Annotated in this window: 16 protein-coding genes; 4 read left to right on the forward strand and 12 right to left on the reverse strand. The window is 63.6% G+C overall.

Going from position 1 to position 16,752, the window contains the following annotated elements:
• Positions 1-37: 37 nt before the first annotated feature.
• Both GKIL_RS19600 and GKIL_RS19605 read right to left on the reverse strand, forming a co-directional pair.
• Positions 38-4,723: a translocation/assembly module TamB domain-containing protein gene (locus GKIL_RS19600; protein WP_023175601.1), complete on the reverse strand. Its 4,686-nt coding sequence runs from the start codon at positions 4,721-4,723 to the stop codon at positions 38-40.
• A gap of 96 nt (positions 4,724-4,819) precedes the next feature.
• Complete coding sequence (locus GKIL_RS19605; protein WP_023175602.1) at positions 4,820-5,977, reverse strand: lipid-A-disaccharide synthase-related protein; 1,158 nt, start codon at positions 5,975-5,977, stop codon at positions 4,820-4,822.
• A gap of 111 nt (positions 5,978-6,088) precedes the next feature.
• Between GKIL_RS19605 and GKIL_RS19610 the strand changes: the two genes are divergently transcribed.
• Positions 6,089-7,027: an asparaginase gene (locus tag GKIL_RS19610; RefSeq protein WP_245595870.1), complete on the forward strand. Its 939-nt coding sequence runs from the start codon at positions 6,089-6,091 to the stop codon at positions 7,025-7,027.
• Here the strand turns inward: GKIL_RS19610 and GKIL_RS19615 are convergent.
• Positions 7,024-7,410: a hypothetical protein gene (locus GKIL_RS19615; protein ID WP_023175604.1), complete on the reverse strand. Its 387-nt coding sequence runs from the start codon at positions 7,408-7,410 to the stop codon at positions 7,024-7,026. The genes GKIL_RS19610 and GKIL_RS19615 overlap by 4 nt on opposite strands.
• Before the next feature lie 108 nt (positions 7,411-7,518).
• Here GKIL_RS19615 and GKIL_RS23035 point away from each other — a divergent pair, with 108 nt between their 5' ends.
• The gene (locus GKIL_RS23035; RefSeq protein ID WP_023175605.1) at positions 7,519-8,130 is read left to right on the forward strand and encodes a DUF2996 domain-containing protein; all 612 of its coding nucleotides are present in this window, start codon (positions 7,519-7,521) and stop codon (positions 8,128-8,130) included.
• A 50-nt stretch (positions 8,131-8,180) separates the two neighbouring features.
• Here GKIL_RS23035 and GKIL_RS19625 read toward each other — a convergent pair whose 3' ends face one another.
• The 7 genes from GKIL_RS19625 to GKIL_RS19655 form a co-directional block, all read right to left on the reverse strand.
• Entirely contained in the window at positions 8,181-8,654 is a 474-nt protein-coding gene (locus GKIL_RS19625; RefSeq protein ID WP_023175606.1) for an ATP synthase subunit B family protein, read from the reverse strand.
• A complete protein-coding gene (coaD, locus tag GKIL_RS19630) occupies positions 8,651-9,139 on the reverse strand; it encodes a pantetheine-phosphate adenylyltransferase (protein ID WP_023175607.1) in 489 nt (162 codons plus the stop codon). Before coaD ends, GKIL_RS19625 begins: the two co-directional genes overlap by 4 nt.
• Before the next feature lie 4 nt (positions 9,140-9,143).
• Entirely contained in the window at positions 9,144-10,730 is a 1,587-nt protein-coding gene (nadB, locus tag GKIL_RS19635) for an L-aspartate oxidase (protein ID WP_023175608.1), read from the reverse strand.
• A 112-nt stretch (positions 10,731-10,842) separates the two neighbouring features.
• A complete protein-coding gene (psaC, locus tag GKIL_RS19640) occupies positions 10,843-11,088 on the reverse strand; it encodes a photosystem I iron-sulfur center protein PsaC (RefSeq protein WP_023175609.1) in 246 nt (81 codons plus the stop codon).
• Between the two features lie 96 nt (positions 11,089-11,184).
• Complete coding sequence (locus GKIL_RS19645) at positions 11,185-12,141, reverse strand: FTR1 family iron permease (RefSeq protein ID WP_023175610.1); 957 nt, start codon at positions 12,139-12,141, stop codon at positions 11,185-11,187.
• A gap of 7 nt (positions 12,142-12,148) precedes the next feature.
• Positions 12,149-13,117, reverse strand: a complete 969-nt coding sequence (locus GKIL_RS19650; RefSeq protein ID WP_023175611.1) for a ComEA family DNA-binding protein — start codon at positions 13,115-13,117, stop codon at positions 12,149-12,151.
• Between the two features lie 105 nt (positions 13,118-13,222).
• Positions 13,223-14,227, reverse strand: coding sequence for a multicopper oxidase domain-containing protein (locus GKIL_RS19655; RefSeq protein WP_023175612.1), 1,005 nt, complete (start codon positions 14,225-14,227; stop codon positions 13,223-13,225).
• A gap of 197 nt (positions 14,228-14,424) precedes the next feature.
• Between GKIL_RS19655 and GKIL_RS19660 the strand changes: the two genes are divergently transcribed.
• A complete protein-coding gene (locus GKIL_RS19660; RefSeq protein WP_023175613.1) occupies positions 14,425-15,057 on the forward strand; it encodes a TetR/AcrR family transcriptional regulator in 633 nt (210 codons plus the stop codon).
• On the opposite strand, the gene GKIL_RS19665 is transcribed toward GKIL_RS19660, so the two are convergent.
• Together GKIL_RS19665 and GKIL_RS19670 are read right to left on the reverse strand one after the other, a co-directional pair.
• On the reverse strand, positions 15,054-15,338 hold the full coding sequence (locus GKIL_RS19665; RefSeq protein WP_023175614.1) for a hypothetical protein: 285 nt from the start codon (positions 15,336-15,338) through the stop codon (positions 15,054-15,056). The genes GKIL_RS19660 and GKIL_RS19665 overlap by 4 nt on opposite strands.
• Positions 15,339-15,379: 41 nt before the next feature.
• On the reverse strand, positions 15,380-16,072 hold the full coding sequence (locus GKIL_RS19670; RefSeq protein ID WP_023175615.1) for a Crp/Fnr family transcriptional regulator: 693 nt from the start codon (positions 16,070-16,072) through the stop codon (positions 15,380-15,382).
• Between the two features lie 194 nt (positions 16,073-16,266).
• Here GKIL_RS19670 and GKIL_RS19675 point away from each other — a divergent pair, with 194 nt between their 5' ends.
• The gene (locus tag GKIL_RS19675) at positions 16,267-16,740 is read left to right on the forward strand and encodes a YbjN domain-containing protein (protein ID WP_023175616.1); all 474 of its coding nucleotides are present in this window, start codon (positions 16,267-16,269) and stop codon (positions 16,738-16,740) included.
• Positions 16,741-16,752: the final 12 nt, after the last annotated feature.

Raw genomic sequence — 16,752 nt, forward strand, 5'->3', positions numbered from 1 at the left:
AGCGGCAGAACTGTCTGAGCGGTGGCCGCGAGGGATCTCAAAACCGCGATTCAAACTGAATCGAGAAGCTGACGTTATCAAAATTTTCATTGGCACTGAGCCGGGTCACCAACTGGTCATCGATGCGGTAGCGCACCCCAAACAGCACAGGTTGAATGTTGTCGGTCAGGTTCTTAAAAACCGAGACCGAGACCGCTGGAGTCAGGTCTTTGATCGCCTCGATGCCGACGCCCAGGGCAATATTTTGAGGCGTGGCCGTCGCCACCTGACTTGCCAGGTCGATGCGCAATTCATCGAGGCCGAGGGCGTTGGCGAGGCTCTGCTCGACCGGATTGAGCAGACTGCTGCCCACCGCCGGGACAAGGCCCGTAAGCAGTGTTCCGGCACCGCCGCCACCGCCGATGAGGGCCAGCACCTCCGTCTCGGTGCGAAAAGGGTGCGAGACCAGATCGATGTCAGGTTCAGAGGCGCTGCCTGTCACCGTAGCCACGATGTCGATCGTCTGAATGCGTCCGAGGCTCGCCGGATCGCCCGGCGCACTGGGATTGCGCAGCTCGCCGCTATCGAGGAGCAGGGCGTTGGTGGGCCGGTACTCCGAAACGCGGGCTTCGGCGCGCAGATCGATGGCCGGATCGAGGTCGCCGTCGAAGTACAGCGCGTTGCGGCGACTGCCATCTAAGCGAAAGTTGGCGGTACCGATCGTGAGCGCCCCCTGGGGCACATCGAGGTAGCCTTCGATGCTCAAATTGCGGATCGAGCGATCGAGGGCGAGCTGGCCGTCGAGCCGGGCACTGAGGGCTGTGACGTTGATCCGAAACTGGGGGCCGACCTTCAGCTGCAGATTGTCGAAGGAGAGGGGCAACGAGGCCAGGCCCGCTCCCTGCCTGCTTGCCGCTGAGCGGAGGTTCGAGGAAGCGCCGGAGAGCGCCTGAATATCCTGCAGACTGAGGAGCAGCTCGCCTTCTTTGACGCGCAATTGTCCCCCGATGCGGGGCCGCAATAGAGCGCGGCCAACGGCCAGCTCACCTTCTATTGCGCCCCGGTAGAGGCCGGGTAGATTGATCTTGCCGCCGATCGTCAGTTGCAGCGGCGTCTTGAGGGTGTCGCGGGGGATCAAGGCGATGGCCCCCTGGCCTGCCAGCGCCGCACCGCCCAGATTTCCCGCCAGCGCCTCGACGAGTACCTCGCGGCCATCGAAGCGCGCCTTGAAGCGGTCAATCGCCAGGGTGGTCTGCAGGCGGGGAATCCGGACGTGGGCAGCGCTGATCTGGGCAGTGCCATCGATCTGGACGTCGTCGTAGGTGCCCCGGAGCGTGATCGTGGCATCGCCCCTGGCCGGTTGCCAGACCAGCTGATCGCTCAGCAAATTCAAGAGCGGCAGATTTTCGGCGGGCAGGGTGACATCGATGTCCAGCTGGCGGTTGTCGGGGTGCAAAAAGGGCACCGGCAGGCTACCGGCCAGCTGCACGCCGCGACTTGCGACACCGATGGCCGTCGTCTGGGCGATTATCCGGCCAGAGACGAGGGTGAGGTTGGTGCGCACCGGATCGATGGTGCGGCGATTGAGGGTGAGGTTGCTCAAGCTGACAGCAGCAAAGACCACCGGCGCGCGCAGGTTGCCCGCGATCTGGGCCTCGGCGCTCAGGTTGCCCGCGATCGCTGTTGCCTGCGGCAGCAGAGGCTCAAGCACCTCCACCGGAAAGCGATCGACCACCAGCCGGGCTGCCTGCTCACCCGCAAGCGACAGCCGACCGCTGAGGCGGGCGGTGCGGTTGGCGTAGCGGATCTGGGCGGCATCCAGGTTCAATATCCCATCGCGGTAGTTGCCCTGGGCCTGGAGCGCATCGAGTCGCCACTGTTCCCACTGCCAGCTTGTGCCAGAAAAGTCGAAGCCCACCTCGGGCGCAGCGAGACGACCGCCCAGGTGCGCCTTGAGTGCAAAATCGCCCTCCAGCGACCGCAGGTTGTCGGGGATCAGGCGCTCGGCGGTGTCGTTGAGGCGGGCCAGGGCCACCTGAGATGCCTGCTGGTAGACCGTGAGCAACTGCTGCAGCGGCAGCAGCTCACCGCCGGTATTGAGCGGGCCGAGGCGACTGGCGCAGCAGACCGTGCCGCGCTGCTGGGCAAACAGGGCACTGAGCGACTGCAGGCCCAAAAGTCGCACCAGCTGCTCAAGCCGACCGTCCTCGACGCCAAGATCGAGGGCAAGGGGAACGCCGGCAGCGAGCCCGATCTGGCCAGAGAGGGTGTAGCGGCCATCTTCGATGGCGATGAGCGTCGGTGCCATCTCAAGGCGATCGCCGCTGAGGCGGGCGGCCAGGTGGGTAGGCCCGAGGGCAAATTCGTTGACTCTGCCCGCGTCGAGATCGACCTGCAGACTCCCATTCAGACCTCGGGCGGTGCGCTTAAGGTCGATATCGGCGTCGAGGCGACCGGCCAGAGCCCGAATCGGGCCAATCGGTGCGCTCAGGAGCTGGGACAGCTCAAGATCTTGGACGTGGGCGCTCAACTGCGTGAGCCCCTGGCGAAAGTCGTAGAAGCCCCGGCTTGCATCGATGCGGGTGCGGTTGCTCGCGATTTTAAGCGAGAGCAGTTGCACGCCCTGGGGCAGGAGAGTGGCCCCGCCACTCCACAGCTGATCCTCGCCCCGCAACTGCGCCCGGATCGCTCCGCCCTGCCAGCTGAGGGGTCCTGTCAGGCGCGGAGCCCGGTAGCGGCCCAGCTTAGCCCCCCGAATCTCTAAAGCCAGCCGCAGATCAGGATTTTGGAGATTGCCACGAAACGTCCCGCTGCCGGAAAGCTCGCCCTGCAGGCGCACCGGCACCGGCACCGCCGCCAGATCAAAGCGATCGACAGCAAGGCGCAGGTCGGCCTGGCGCAGCAGCGGCGCTGCCGGTTCGGCCAGGTTGAGAGCCAGGGTACCGGTCGCAGCGATGCCGCCCAGGCGCAGAACTTTTAGTTGCAGGCGCTCATCGCTCAACTGAAAGCGCGTCGCCAGAGCCGGCAGGCGGTGGCCGTCGAGCCTCGGCTCGGCTGCCTGCAGACTGCCGTTGCCGGCGAGGGCCGCGAGGGTGTTCAAGCTGCCCGCCAGGGCAAGTTGTCCGCGCGCGGTGCCCCCCAGGCGCGCACTCACAAGCGCCAGGGGCATCGCCCTTAGATCGAGATTGAGATCGAAGGGCCGTAAGCCCGCCAGGGCGGCCCCGCCCGTCGCCACCACTTCGGCACCATCCCCCAGGCGAAGGCGGGTGGGGCCGATGGTGAGGTTGCTGTTGTCGAGGATCGCGGTGCCGGTGCTCTCAAAGGTTTTGCCCAGCAGCAGGCCGCCGCTTTGCTTAAAGTCTGCCGTCACCCCCAGCCGGTTTGCCGCCCCCTGCACGGTCGCCTCAAAGTCGATGGCTCCGGCGCGCTCGACGAGGGGAAGGCGGCCATCGTAGCGGGCTACCAGCTCGTCTATCGCCAGGGCGTGGCCGGTGGCATGGACAGTCACAAACGCCTCCGTACCCGGCACGAAGCTCAAGTCGGTCTGCCCCTGCACCGAGCCGTGGGCCAGATCAAAGCGAAAGGGTCCGCGCAGGCGCAGCCCGGAAAGCTCGACGGTGCTCTCAAAGTGAGCAAGCTGCAGCCTGTCCACCCGGACGGGGGTCGTCGCCAGAACCTGGGCACGGGCGGTCAGATCCGCCGCATGGGCCAGGGGAATCGTCGCGGTGAGGGCAATTTTGGCCTCGCCCCGCACCGGCACCGACGGCACGGTAAAAGCCGGAACGCTGCGCTCCAGAGGACCAGCAAGTTGCAGGTCAAGCCGCAGATCTTCGGGCAGATCGAAGACGCCTCTGCCGCGCACCTGGGAACCGGCCAGCTCACCTGTCAGGCGCGAGAGCACCACCTGCGGCCAGGCCAGTTGGGCGCTGACATCGAGGCTTCTGAGGGCAGGCCGGAGCGGATGGAGCACCAGTTCGCCCCCCACCAGCCGCAACGGGCCGCTGCCACTGAAGTGGCCGTCGTGCAGCTGCAGTTGCACCGCCCCTTCGAGCACCCCCCGGCGGACCGCCAGATCGCCCAGGTTAAAAATCGATGCTGCCAGGGGAGCGGGAATGGCGACCAGCCGGGCGGTGATGACTGTATCGAGCGTGCGCAGGTCGCTGTGGCCGGTTGCCTGCACCTGGCCCTGGCCGAGGGGGGCCGTCAGCTCCAGCTGCGCACCGCGATCGTCGAAGTGGGCTTCAGCCGTCAGCCCCTGCACCGCGAGCGCTCTGCCGCCAAATACGCGATCGTCGTAATAAAAGGTGCCGTCGCGAACGACGAGCTGGCTGAGCAGCCTGCCCACCGTCCGGCTGTTCTGGCGCACCTCCTCCTGCCACCCAGGCAGATTGAAGCGCCCGTCGCTGTCGCGCCGCAATCTGAACACGGGCCGATCGAGACTCAGCCGGGCATCGAGTCCCTGACCCAGGACGAAGCGGGCCAGATCGAAGCCCACCACTGCCCGATCGGCCTGCAGCAGATCGGGCTTTTCGCGCCCGGCAATCGTTACCGGTCCCACCACCACCTGCCAGGGCAACAGCCACTGCAGCCGACCGAGGTGTACGGGCGTTTGCAAAGTTCGGCTGAGCTGTACTTCTGCCTGGGCAAGCGCCGCCGGAGCCAGCCAGAGCGTTCCGAGCCACCCTGCGCCCAAAAAAAGCGCTACGAACGCCATGCCAAGAAACAGCCACCGCTGGAGCTTCACTGCCCGGACCTTGAAAAAAAGCTAGAACTTAGTCTAGGTCAAGGGCAGCTATCTTTCACCTCTTATTCTGAGGGAAAGAAGATGCAGGTGTTCGATTCAGGTGATGAGCTTGATGACGTGCTGGGCAATCCGGCGGGCAGCTCCCGGCGTGCCCATGCGCGCCGTGCCGTTGAGCCGGATGCGCTCGCGCAGGGGCGCATCGGCCATCACCACCCGCACGCGACTGGCAAGTTCAGCCGGGCCGCCCTCGACCAGTTGCACCGACTCGCCCAATAGCCGCGTCTGGGCCTCAGCAAAGCGCGGGGTAAATTGTGGCCCCTCCCCAGCCAGGGTAAAAACGGGCCTGCCCAGGCCGACGGCCTGCTCGGTAGCGGTCCCGGCCATCGCGATCACCAGATGAGACCGCTGCAGGCATTCGGCAAAGCGTCCCTGCTCAAGGTGAACTGTCAATTTGTCGCGACGAAGCAGCGGTCCTTCTAGCTGCCAGCCCACGGGCAGATAGGCGCGGATGCCCTCGTCGCTCAGGCTGCCCGCCCGCGCACACAGCAGGTGGAGCGGCTGCGGAAAGGTGGCAGCGAGCGGCTCGACCGCCTGGAGCATCAAGGCGAGGTTGCGGCAGGCTTCTGGGGCACGGGAGCCGGGCAAAAGCAGCGCGACTACGGCACCGGCGGGCGGTGCCGTGGCCAGATCCGGCCCTGCCTCCAGCTTGTCCATCATCGGATTGCCGAGATAGACGGCCTGGGGCACCCAGCGGCGCAGGTTGTCGGTGGTCAGCCGATCGCGGGGGAAAGCCGCCCGGCAGGCGGGGCGATTGAGAAGCCAGCGTTCGAGGGACGTGTAGTCGGTGGGCCGCCCGCCCTGGTAATAGTCGGACTTGGCGGTGCCGACGAAGGCGTAGGGGGCTTTGCTCAGGTAGGCGAGGGCCAGAACGACGATGTCTCCCACCGCCAGCACCAGATCGCACGCGGGGGCCAGACGGCGCAGCGTGCGCCACTGCTCAAAGGTGAGGCGACCGAGGCCACCGCGCACGTCCTTCCAGAACTCGCGCACATCCATATAGATAAAACCGCCCGAGGGCATCGTCCGGGTCGGCACGACGATCTTGAGGCCGAGTTGCCGATAGGCTTCTCCCTCACCGACCACCGGCAGAGCGAGAATTTCGACATCGTAGGCGAGCAATGCCTCGGCGATCCGGGTGGCAATCAGATCTTCGCCGTGGCCGTTGCTCAAGCACAGCAGCCGTTTTGTTGACACGGATATTCCTGGGACTTTGGCCGACGCGCGCCCACTGGTGCCTATTGTACCTGCCGGGCAGGCGCTGCCGGCGGCGCGCTACACTTGAAAGGTTGAGCGCCGATCAGAGACTTGTACATTCCAGGCATCGAAGTGCGCCTTCTGCGCGAGGGACTGGTGGAGTCGGTTCATTACTGTGAGGCGGTGGTGGTCGATCGCCGGGGCCGGGTACTCGCCCAGGGTGGCAGCAACCACTTGCCCGTCACTTTTATTCGTTCTGCCCTCAAACCTTTCCAGGCCCTGCCGGTGCTGCGCAGCGGCGCTCACCAGGCGTTTGGGATGGATAGCGCCGATCTGGCGTTGCTGTGTGCCTCCCACAACGGCGATCTGCTCCACGCCCGCAGAGCCTTCAACCTGCTGTGGCGCATGGATCTCGAACCGTCGGCGCTCAGTTGCCCGGTGCCGGAGGGCAAACACAGTCCCCTGGAACACAACTGCTCGGGCAAGCACTCCGGTATGCTCGCCGTCTGCCGTCAGCGCGGCTGGTCGATCGAGCACTACGCCGAGCGCCGCCATCCTCTGCAACTTCTCATTACCCAGACCCTCGCCGAGCTGTTGGGGATGCCCATCGACGAATTTATCCAGGCCCGCGACGACTGCGGGGTGCCGACCTTTCAGTTTTCGCTCCAGCAGATGGCCTGGCTGTACGCGCAGCTTGCTTCGGGACAGGTGGCCGAACTGGAGTGCCTGGCACGGGCGATGATCCACCAGCCGACGATGGTGGCGGGCGAAGGCAAGTTCGACACGGTGCTGATGCAGCTTGGGGCCGGTCAACTGGTGAGCAAGACCGGCGCAGAGGGCGTGCAGTGCATTGGCCGCATGGGCGAGGGAATGGGCCTGGCACTCAAAGTCTACGACGGCTCTAGCCGCGCCAAATATCCGCTGGTCATCCACCTGTTGCGGCAACTGGGCTGGATCGACCCGGCGGTGGCCGAGGCCCTCAATGATCGCTTCGCCGTGCTGGGCGAGCACCAGCGCCTCGAAGTGGTGGGCGAACTGGAGATGGTCTAATCCAGCACGAGCGGTAGCCCCAGCTGAGCGGCGAAGTAATCGGCCACCTCGCGGGCAAAGGCGGGGCGCTTCTCGAAGCTTTCCAGCCGATTCACCTTGCCGTCGGGGGCGCGCACCAGGCCGTAGCTGCTGTTGAGGCGCAGTTGTTCTCCCCAGTCGAGCAATTCGACCATCGCCCCTGTTCCCTCGCCTCCGCTGACGCGAAAAACGTAGTTGAACGTATTCTGGCGGGCGGCAGCGATCGTGGACGGCTCGCCGTAATGGGCCATCAGTTTTAATCGCGCCTGATCGACTAGAGCAGCGTCGTTCCACTCGTGCAACAGCCGCGTCTCGAGGGTGAGGGCAAAATAAAAGTCTTCGACAGAAACAAACTCCAGCTGCATCCGCCCTCGATCCAGGTACGCTTCCAACCGATAACCCTACCAGCACTTGCCCCATTCGGACAATCGCGGTCAGAATGAACACTGGTCCATCCCGCCGGGAATACCGCCATGCCGGAAGACAATCAAGCACCGCCGCCCCCTGCCCAGAACGCCGCCGAGCCGCCCGCGCCCCCTCCGGTCTCAGAGGAGCCGATGCGCGTTGACACGCCTCCGGAGGCGGAGGGAGTCGCTTCTGAGGCCGCACCAAAACCGCCCCGGCCCAAACCCGCCGCTGCTGCCGAGGGAGGCGAAGCGCCCCCCGCCCGTCCGGCCCGGCCCAAACCCGGCGAGGTGCCCGATAAACCTCTGGCCGATTACATCCAGCAGGACATCCTGCCTCTCCTCGAAAAGCGCATGAAGGCCGAAGGTGCGGGCGACATTGCCCTTTCTGCCGGCGAGAGCGACTTTACCGCCAGTTGGGAGGGCGGCAACAAGACGTTCACCGTCTACTTCGACGAGGGCAACCTCGAAGGGCGCAAGAGCATCGCCTACAACCAGGTCAAGTCCCCTGGCCGGGTGGTTCAGATGTTCATGCCGCCGGAGCGCGGTTTTAAGGGCGTCGATGCGAGGCAGATCGTCGTCATGATCCTCCAGCAATTCACCTCGACCCTTACCTGGATCAAAAAGACCCCGGCCCAACCGGCAGCGGCAGGCGCAGGGGCAAAAAAACCGAAAAAGTGACCGCTGCGGCTGCCCAATATAGCCGCCATTTTTGAAGTGCAAAGGGAAGCTTACTCCTGCAGGCTCTGGCGGCCATTTTTGACAATCTGCAACAGCTGGCTCAGGTCGCTTTCGAGCTTGCCCAGGACGCGCTCGGCGTACTGGTCAGCCCCGTTCTGCACCAATTGGGCCTGTTGCAGTGCGCTCTGCTGGATCGAGTCGGCTTCTTTTTGGGCCTGGGATTTGAGATCTTCGGCGCGCACCCGCGCCACGCGCAACAGTTCCGACTCCTCGACGATGCGCCCCGCCTGCTGCTCGGCGAGGGCGACCAGCCGTTCGGCTTCTTGCTGGGCCTGGGCAAGCAGTGTTTCGCTTTGCTCGACGACGCGCTCGGCCTCCTCGATCACCTTTGGCAGATTCATGCGGATGCGATCGAGGATGTCGAGAACGGCATTCTCGTCGATCAGCGTCCGCCCGGAGAAGGGAATGCGCGGCGAAGAGAGAATCATGTCCTCCAGGCGGTCAAGTTCTTTCTGGATGTTCACGTTCGTTCCTCCCACACAAAGCGCTGACGCAGTTCCTGCTCGATGTGGCCGGGGACCATATGTCCCACCGCTCCCCCAAACTGGGCAACCCCCTTGACCACCGAACTGCTCAAAAAACTGTATTCGGTCGAAGTGCTCAAAAACAACGTCTCGACCTGGCTTGCGAGGGTACGGTTGGTCTGGGCCATCTGCAACTCCGCCTCAAAGTCGGAAACGGCCCGCAAACCGCGCAACAGCACCCGTGCGCCCCGCACCCTGGCAAAGGCGACGGTGAGGCCATCGAAGCTCTCGACATCGACGTTGTCGATGTGGCAGACCGCTTTTTGAATCTGACTGAGGCGTTCCTCGACGGTGAACAAAGGGGTTTTGGCCGGGTTGCGCAGCACCGCCACGATCACCCGCTCAAAGAGGCGGGCCGCGCGCTCGATCAAGTCCAGATGGCCGTAGGTCAGAGGATCGAAGCTCCCCGGATAAAGTGCAATCAATGGACTAGCCTGAGAATGGTCTTATTGTAGCGACCGATAACGGAGTTTGCGCGAGGCGGTTGGCTGTGATCTCGGTGTGGACCTGCCAGGCCGAGTCGCTTGCGGGGTAGTCGCGCCGGTAGTGGGCCCCCCGCGACTCGGTGCGAAAGAGCGCCGATCTTAACAACAACTCCGCGACGATTACGAGGTTGCGCACTTCGAGGGCAGAGCGTTCGCTCGTCGAATCGTCGTCGAGAATCTGCTGCTTCCAGAACTGCAATTGCTCCAGTCCTTTTTGAAGCCCGGCCTGCTCGCGGATGATGCCGCAGGTGCGCCAGACCAGCCAGGGCAATTCGTTGCGGATGCGCTGCACCAGTTCTAGATTAGAAGGCTGCTGAGCGGCGGCGGGCGGAAAGCGAATCACCTCCGGCTTGCTCTCGCGGCTGTGGCGAACGGCCAGCGCGATGCGGTGGGCAAACACCAGGCACTCCAGTAGCGAGTTGCTCGCAAGCCGATTGGCCCCCTGCACGCCGGTGGAGGCTACTTCCCCCACGGCGTAGAGCCCCGGCAGGCTGGTGCGTCCGTCGAGGTCGGTGACGATGCCCCCCATCCAGTAGTGGGCGGCGGGAGCGACCGGCACCGGCTCGTCAAAGACATCGATGCCAAATTTGCGGCAGACCTGGGCAATAGTCGGGAAGCGCTGAGCGATCGTCGCCTCGCCGATGGGCCTGAAGTCGATGAGCACATGGCCTGCCCCGGTGCGCTGGAGTTGATCGAAGATGGCACGGGCGACCACGTCGCGGGGAGCAAGTTCCAGCCTCGGATCGTAAGCGCCCATAAAGCGCTCGCCCGCCAGATTGATCAGGTGCGCCCCTTCGCCGCGCACCGCCTCGGTGATGAGAAAGCGGGGAGCCCCCTCCAGCGAGAGCACCGTCGGATGAAACTGCACGAACTCCAGATCCCGCAGGCACACCCCGGCCCTGGCGGCCATCGCCAGACCGTCGCCCGTCGCCACCGCCGGGTTGGTGGTGGTGGCAAAGACCTGGCCCGCCCCGCCGGTCGCAAGCACCGTCACCGGGGCCATGTACCACTCCCGCGTTCCTGCCGCATCGACCAGCACCCCCCGGCAGCGGCCACCGTCGATTGCAAGGTCGATGGCGAGTGCTTCTTCGATCACCCGGATGTTGCCCAGGGCGCGCACCTCCTCGACCAGGGCGCGCACCAGTTCGCGGCCCGTCGCATCGGCGGCGTGCAGGATGCGGCGGCGGGAGTGGGCGGCTTCGAGGGTGACGGCAAGCCGGCCCTGGTAGCGGTCAAATTCGACCCCGAGACCAATCAGCTCACCGATGCGCGCCGGAGCTTCTTCGACCAGCACCCGCACCGCCTCCGGCTCGCACAGCCCGGCCCCCGCTTTGAGGGTGTCCTCGTAGTGCAATCCAAACGAATCGTCCGACTCGACGACGGCGGCGATGCCCCCCTGGGCCCACTGACTCGCCGAGAGCGTCAGGTTTTCTTTGGTGAGAAGCGCCACCCGCCAGTCGCGCGGCAATTTGAGGGCCGTGTACAGTCCCGCCGCTCCGCTGCCGACAATGATCGCGTCGTAGGCTTTCATGATTCGCTATTATCGGCGATCCGGCCCGCAAGAACGCTCACCCAAAAGCCCAAGACCCCCGGAGAAATTTCTCCGGGGGTCTTGAGGGGATGATGGCGCTATAAAAGGCCGGCTAGTAGGCCAGACCCATACTGCGGGTCGTCTCCGCTCCCAGGTAGACACGGATGCTCAGAAAATCGGTGGGGCAGGCGGTTTCACACCGCTTGCAACCGACGCAATCTTCTGTCCGTGGCGAGGCAGCGATCGTACCCGCCTTGTTGCCGTCCCAGGGAACCATCTCCAGGACGTCGAGGGGACAGGCACGGACGCACTGGGTGCAGCCGATGCAGGTGTCGTAGATTTTGACAGCGTGCGACATGGGACGCTCCGATTTGGCCTTGCGGCAGACACTTATGAGGCAGTGTAGCCCCTCGCCGCCAAAGTTGCCGAATTCACCGAGCGCTTGTTAGAGAACTTAATGAAGAGTCGTGTTGAGGGGGGTGCGCTTCTTAAAAGGCAACAGCGGGCGGCCACTCAAGCTCTGCCAGTACAGGCCGCCTACCAGGGCGATAAAGAGGGCGTAGCCCACCAGTTGCACCAGATAAAAGTGCTCGGTATAGCCAAAAAGAGCGTTCAAGAGGGCACCGGGAAAGCGATTTTCAGGCAACACCCGCGAGCCGTCCCAGATCCCAGGACCAAGAATGCAGGAGGCATTGCGGCTGAAGCGCTCGCTAAAAAAGCACAGTTGCTCGGAGGCGCGGTCGATCTGGGCAAAGGCGTGCAGGGCGGCATCGAAGTGGGCGAGGGCGGCGACCACCAGCCCGGCGACGATCAGCAGCAGCAGCACCCCCATCGTCTGGAAAAAGCGGCGCAGGTCGATGCGCACCCCCCACTTAAAGAGCAAAAGGGCGATCAAAGCCGCCGCCGCAATGCCCAGGACGGCCCCCAAAGTTGCAAACAGGCCCTCCTCAAAGCGCGAGGCAATAAAGAGCACCGTCTCAAACCCCTCCCGCACGACAGCAAAGACGATCAAGCCCAAAATCGCCCAGCCCGCCTGCTCGTCGCGCTGGAGGGCCACCCCCACCGAAGTCTCAAGCTGACCTTTCATGGCGCGGGCCTGGCGGGTCATCCAGAGCAGCATCCAGCTCAGCATCGCGATCGCAAGCACGCTGAAGACGCCTTCTAACAGCGGTTCGATCACCGGAGCGTAGCGCTGGTTCGCCTCGCCCAGATGGGCAATGAGCCAGCCAAAAAGCCCGCCGATGATGGCACTGGCAACCAGACCGAGCCCGACGCCGCTCCAGACCCAGCGGGCGAGGTGGGCGCGATTGGCCTTTTTGAGGTAGGCCAGCACGATGCCCACGACCAGAGCCGCCTCTACCCCCTCCCGCAGGGTGATGGCGAAGGTGGGCAGCACCGAGGCAAAATCCATTGAATCCTCACGCCGAAACGACTGCTTTGCTGGTCCGCTCGACCGCCTGAATCGAGGCAGTGACTTCGCTGACGCTCAAGATGGGTTTACCGGGCGGCTCGATCCCAGGCCAGGCGCTCGAAAGTCTGCGCAGGTCCGCCGCGAGCACTTTCTCGCTTTTAGGGTGGCTTTTGCCCAGAGCCGGGGCGATCCGGGCGAACAGTTCGTTGGCGTGCAGCACAAAGCCCCGCGAGTCCTCGTACTCGATCTGGGCGACGATCTTGTTGCCGCTCACGGCGGCGGAATATTCTGCCGCTGCCGCATCCAGAAGCCCGCCAATCACCTGGAGGGTAAAGGCGGGTTCGGCCCGCTCCGTCGCCGGGACAGCCGCGATTGCCCTGTCGATGGCAGCCAGGGCCGCCTGCAGGCCGGGGGCAATCTCAGGGCTGGTGGGCTTAAAGCGCACCAGATCCTGCAGCTTCAAAAGCGCACTTTTAAATTCGGGCACCTGGCGCTCGTTGAGCTGATCTTCGACGTCGAGATAAATTTCTTCGATCGGATGGCCGATGTGGGGCAGCGCCTGTTCGGGCCGTCGGCGCACGAGCAGTTCCTGGGCCACCAGCAGGTGGCCGCGCATCAGACCGAGCTTGGTGAGGTAGGCAACGTCGCGGGCCTGACCGGTGAGGACCACTTCCTCGACGCTCACCTGGTCTTTAACTTGATCGAACTGGGCCTGGGTGAGCACTTTTTTGCTCACCAGTTCCTCCGTCGAGGCGTAGGGCCGGGCGGCCTGGATGCGGTTGGAGAGGGCCGGAATGCCCAGCTGGCCTTCGAGGGTGTCCAGTTCTGAGAGGATGGCGGTGTTGATGTTGATGGGCGGACGGCTTGCTGTTACCGTAGCGACGGCGCGCGCCTCGGGCGGCGGGGGGGGGCTGCTGCAGCCGACCAGCAGTACCAGCAGCAGGCCCAGGGGCAACAGCGAGCGGCATGGATGCATTCGCGACACCTTCCTCCCTAAAAACGCTGGTCAATAAGCCCGCAATCCGTTGCGAGATTAATAGAAATCAGTCGCAATAGCAAGTGTAACCGAAACGGAGCCGATTCAACTGTGGGCATGGCCAGTATCGATGGCAGCCGGAGCGGTGCCGTCGGCGGGCAGCACCAGAAACTGGCCCATGCAACCGTTTTCGGCGACGACATCCTGGTGGGGATGAAACATGTACGCCCCCGGATAGCGGTAAGAAAATTCGAGAATGTGGCGCTCGGCGGTTCCCATCGTCACTACATCCGCCTCCTCGGTGGCCTCAAGGGTGCGGCCCGTGCGCAGGAGCCGAAAGAAGTTGGCGTGCAGGTGAAAGGTGAGGGCGGGTTGCCACTCGACCATGTTGAGCAGATAAAGCCGCACCAGCTGGTCTTGATAGATGCGGATCGGGTGCTGGAGGTAGTAGTTGGGGATGCCGTTAAAAGCGTAAATATCGTTGCGGCCCCGGTCATAAAGGTCAAAGCCGCCCATCACCAGCACCATTTCGTCGGCGGGTGCGCGTCCATCGGGCGGATCGACGATGAACATGCCGTAGAGCCCTTTGCTGATGTGGCGGGCCACCGGCGAGATGTGGCAGTGGTAGAGGTGAACGCCGAACGGCTCAGCGTCGAACTCGTAGATCGTCGCCGCCCCGTCGCGCACGGGCCGGATACCGTCCATGGCACCCGAATGGACCCCATGAAAGTGCATCGTGTGGGCGTGGCCGCCGTGGTTGACAAACAGCACCCGCACCCGCTCGCCCGCCTGGGCCCGCAGGGTGGGGCCGGGGATGCGGCCACCAAAGTTCCAGCTGATAAACGAAAGGGCCGGGTTGAGCTGCACGCGGCCTGTGCGCGCCTCGATCCGAAATTCGCGCACGCGGGTGCCGTTTTCTTGCTTGAGCGTGCCGTAATCGAACTGGCGCAACAGCGCCATCGGGTTGAAGGCGCTCACCTCCGCAGCGCCACTGGCAGGCGGAATGCGCACCGCCGAGCGCCGACGCAACAGGTAGGGCAGCGCCGTCGCCCCCGCTACCCCGGCTCCTGCCAGTCCCCAACCCAGTAGTTGCCGCCTGCCGACCTTCACAGGACACCTGCCCGCTTCTGTCCTGTTGTAACTGATATTCTTTCGCGAGATGACAGCCTCAGGATAAGCGCTGCTCCCGAGCTGTGCAAAATATCAAGCAATGTGAACTCTTGCATCGGTATGTGGCCCTCCGCCGGGATGGGCTGGAAGCGGCAGTTAGGATACGCATGAAACGCATTATCTGGAGGTGCTGGAATATGCGCTTTTTCAGACCGGCCCTCCGCGAAGAGGCCATACCCGACAACCGCCGCAAAATCCTCGACGCCTCCCAGCACCTGTTTGCTCAGCAGGGCTTCGGCAACACGCCGACCAGTCAGATTGCCAAAAAAGCCGGTATCGCCGAAGGCACGATCTTCCGGTACTTTCCGACCAAAAAAGACATTCTCGTAGAACTTGTCACCAGTGGCTGGGTCTCGATTCTCACCGACTTGCTGACCGAGTTGAGCCAGATGGCGAGCTACACCCATATCGAAGATGTTTTGCGCAACCGGATGCGCGACATGCATCAAAACATGGACATGATGAAGGTCTGCTTTTTTGAGGCCCAGTTTCATCCGGACCTGCGCGATCGCATCCACGGCGAGGTGATCGAGCGCATGATCGACGTCGCCGAAGATTTCTTTCAGACCGCCATGGATCGCGGCGTCTATCGCCGGATGAACCCGAAGGTGATCGCCCGCGTCTTTTTGGGCATGTTCACGATCGCGGGCTTCAGCCAGCAGACGATGGGCAACGGCAAGGGGCCCGGCCTCAGCCAGATTCTTGAGATGGACGAGATGGTGCGCGGCATCAGCGACATCTTTTTACACGGCGTCGTCGCCCACGCTTAAACGCCGTCGGGCTCTACCGGCTGGCAATCGCGGCAGAAAGCTTCGGCAGGCCCTTCCGGGTGAATGGCACACACCAGCATCGGCGAACGGGCGTAGTTGCGGCAGCCCAGGCAGACAGGCTGCACGCCCGGAGCAAGAATAGGAGCAAAGCGAGCAGGCCCGGCTGGCCTGCCGGCCTCCCTGGCGCGCTGCAGGGCAAAGCGCCGCCGCATCTGCTGCTCCCGGAAATCCTGCAACAGCATGTTCCAGGCCAGCAACGAGACCGAACTGCGGAAAGTCATCGCTGTGGGATAGTGCTGTCTATCATTGTACCTGCCGATTTTTATTCGAGCGTGGCGGCGTACTCGCTCAGGCGCGACAGTTCGACCTTGATGAACCGTCCCGCCCCGATCACCCCGCGCCGCCTGAGCTTGTTAAACAGGCTGGAGCCGGTCTCGCGCGAGACGTTGATGCACTCGCTGATGTCCTTGACCGTGAGCCTGAGGGGCAACAGCACCGTCGAGCCGTTGGTGTTGCGGTAGCCGAAGCGGTTGGCAAGGCCCACCAGCAAATTGACCAGCCGGTAATAGGCGGAGTGGGCCACCGCCTCGTACAGTTGCTGGCGGCTCGCCTGGGACTGCTGGTTGAACCAGCCGCACAGGTACAGCAAACTACCGGGACTGGTACGAACAATTGCCAGAAATTCGTCCACCGGCCAGGCGAGCAGACTGTTGTTTTCGAGGTGAATGGCGCGCAGTTCGCTGCGGTAGAGGCCCGAGGTGGCAAATAGCCGATTGGTCTGCAGCAGATCCCCCGGTCCTGCGATATGGACGATCGGCACAGTGCGCGCCCCATAGTAGCTGCGCTCGACAAACGCGCCGCTTTCTACCATGTAGACCAGAGGACGCCCTCCCTCGGTCGCGACTGCTTCGCCGGGGCGCAGGGCAATTTTTTGGGCACTGCTTTGTAGATGTTTGCGTTCTTCGGCGGCAAACGCTTCGAGAAGCGACGCGTTAATCGAAAGAGATGCGACCATAGATTTGCTTGCAGGTCGTTCCCATCATAGCGAGACTGCGATGCCGGGAACATTTATACGGTAATCCTGGTAGGGTACCGAGGATACACCAAAATAGCAAGGGATCGCCCACTGCTGCGGTCGAATACCGGGGTAGGCGACAATAGCGGAGGCAGCAGTCCGGATTATCTCAACACTAAGGAGAGGCACAGAGGATGACCACGCACGCAGGATCCGTCAGCAGCGAGGAATTACAGCTGAGCACTCACCGCGAGGAAGTGGAGGCTGTCATCGACAGCCTGGCCGTCGAGGGATCGGTTCGCTTTACCCAACTGCCGGAGAGCGACCAGGGACTGATGTGGATCTTCAAGTACGGCACGGTCCGGGTCTTCGTCGTCATGAGCGGCGAGACCGACGACGACACGCTCACCATCTGGGCTCCTGTGCTCAAGTTGCCCGTAGCACCCGACAAGAGCACGGCCCTATTCGAGCAACTGCTGCGCTCTAACTGGCTTGAGACCTGGGAGGCGCGCTTCTGCCTGCGCGAGGACGAGGTGGCACTGCACACCATGCGCACCCTCGACAGCATCGATCCCGCCGAGATCTCGCGGGCAATCACAATCGTCGCGACCCTGGCGGACGAATACGACGAGGTGCTCATCGAGCAGTTCGGCGGCGGCGCTCCCTAGCTTGACAGCCCG

Source organism: Gloeobacter kilaueensis JS1 (assembly GCF_000484535.1).
Lineage (GTDB): Bacteria > Cyanobacteriota > Cyanobacteriia > Gloeobacterales > Gloeobacteraceae > Gloeobacter > Gloeobacter kilaueensis.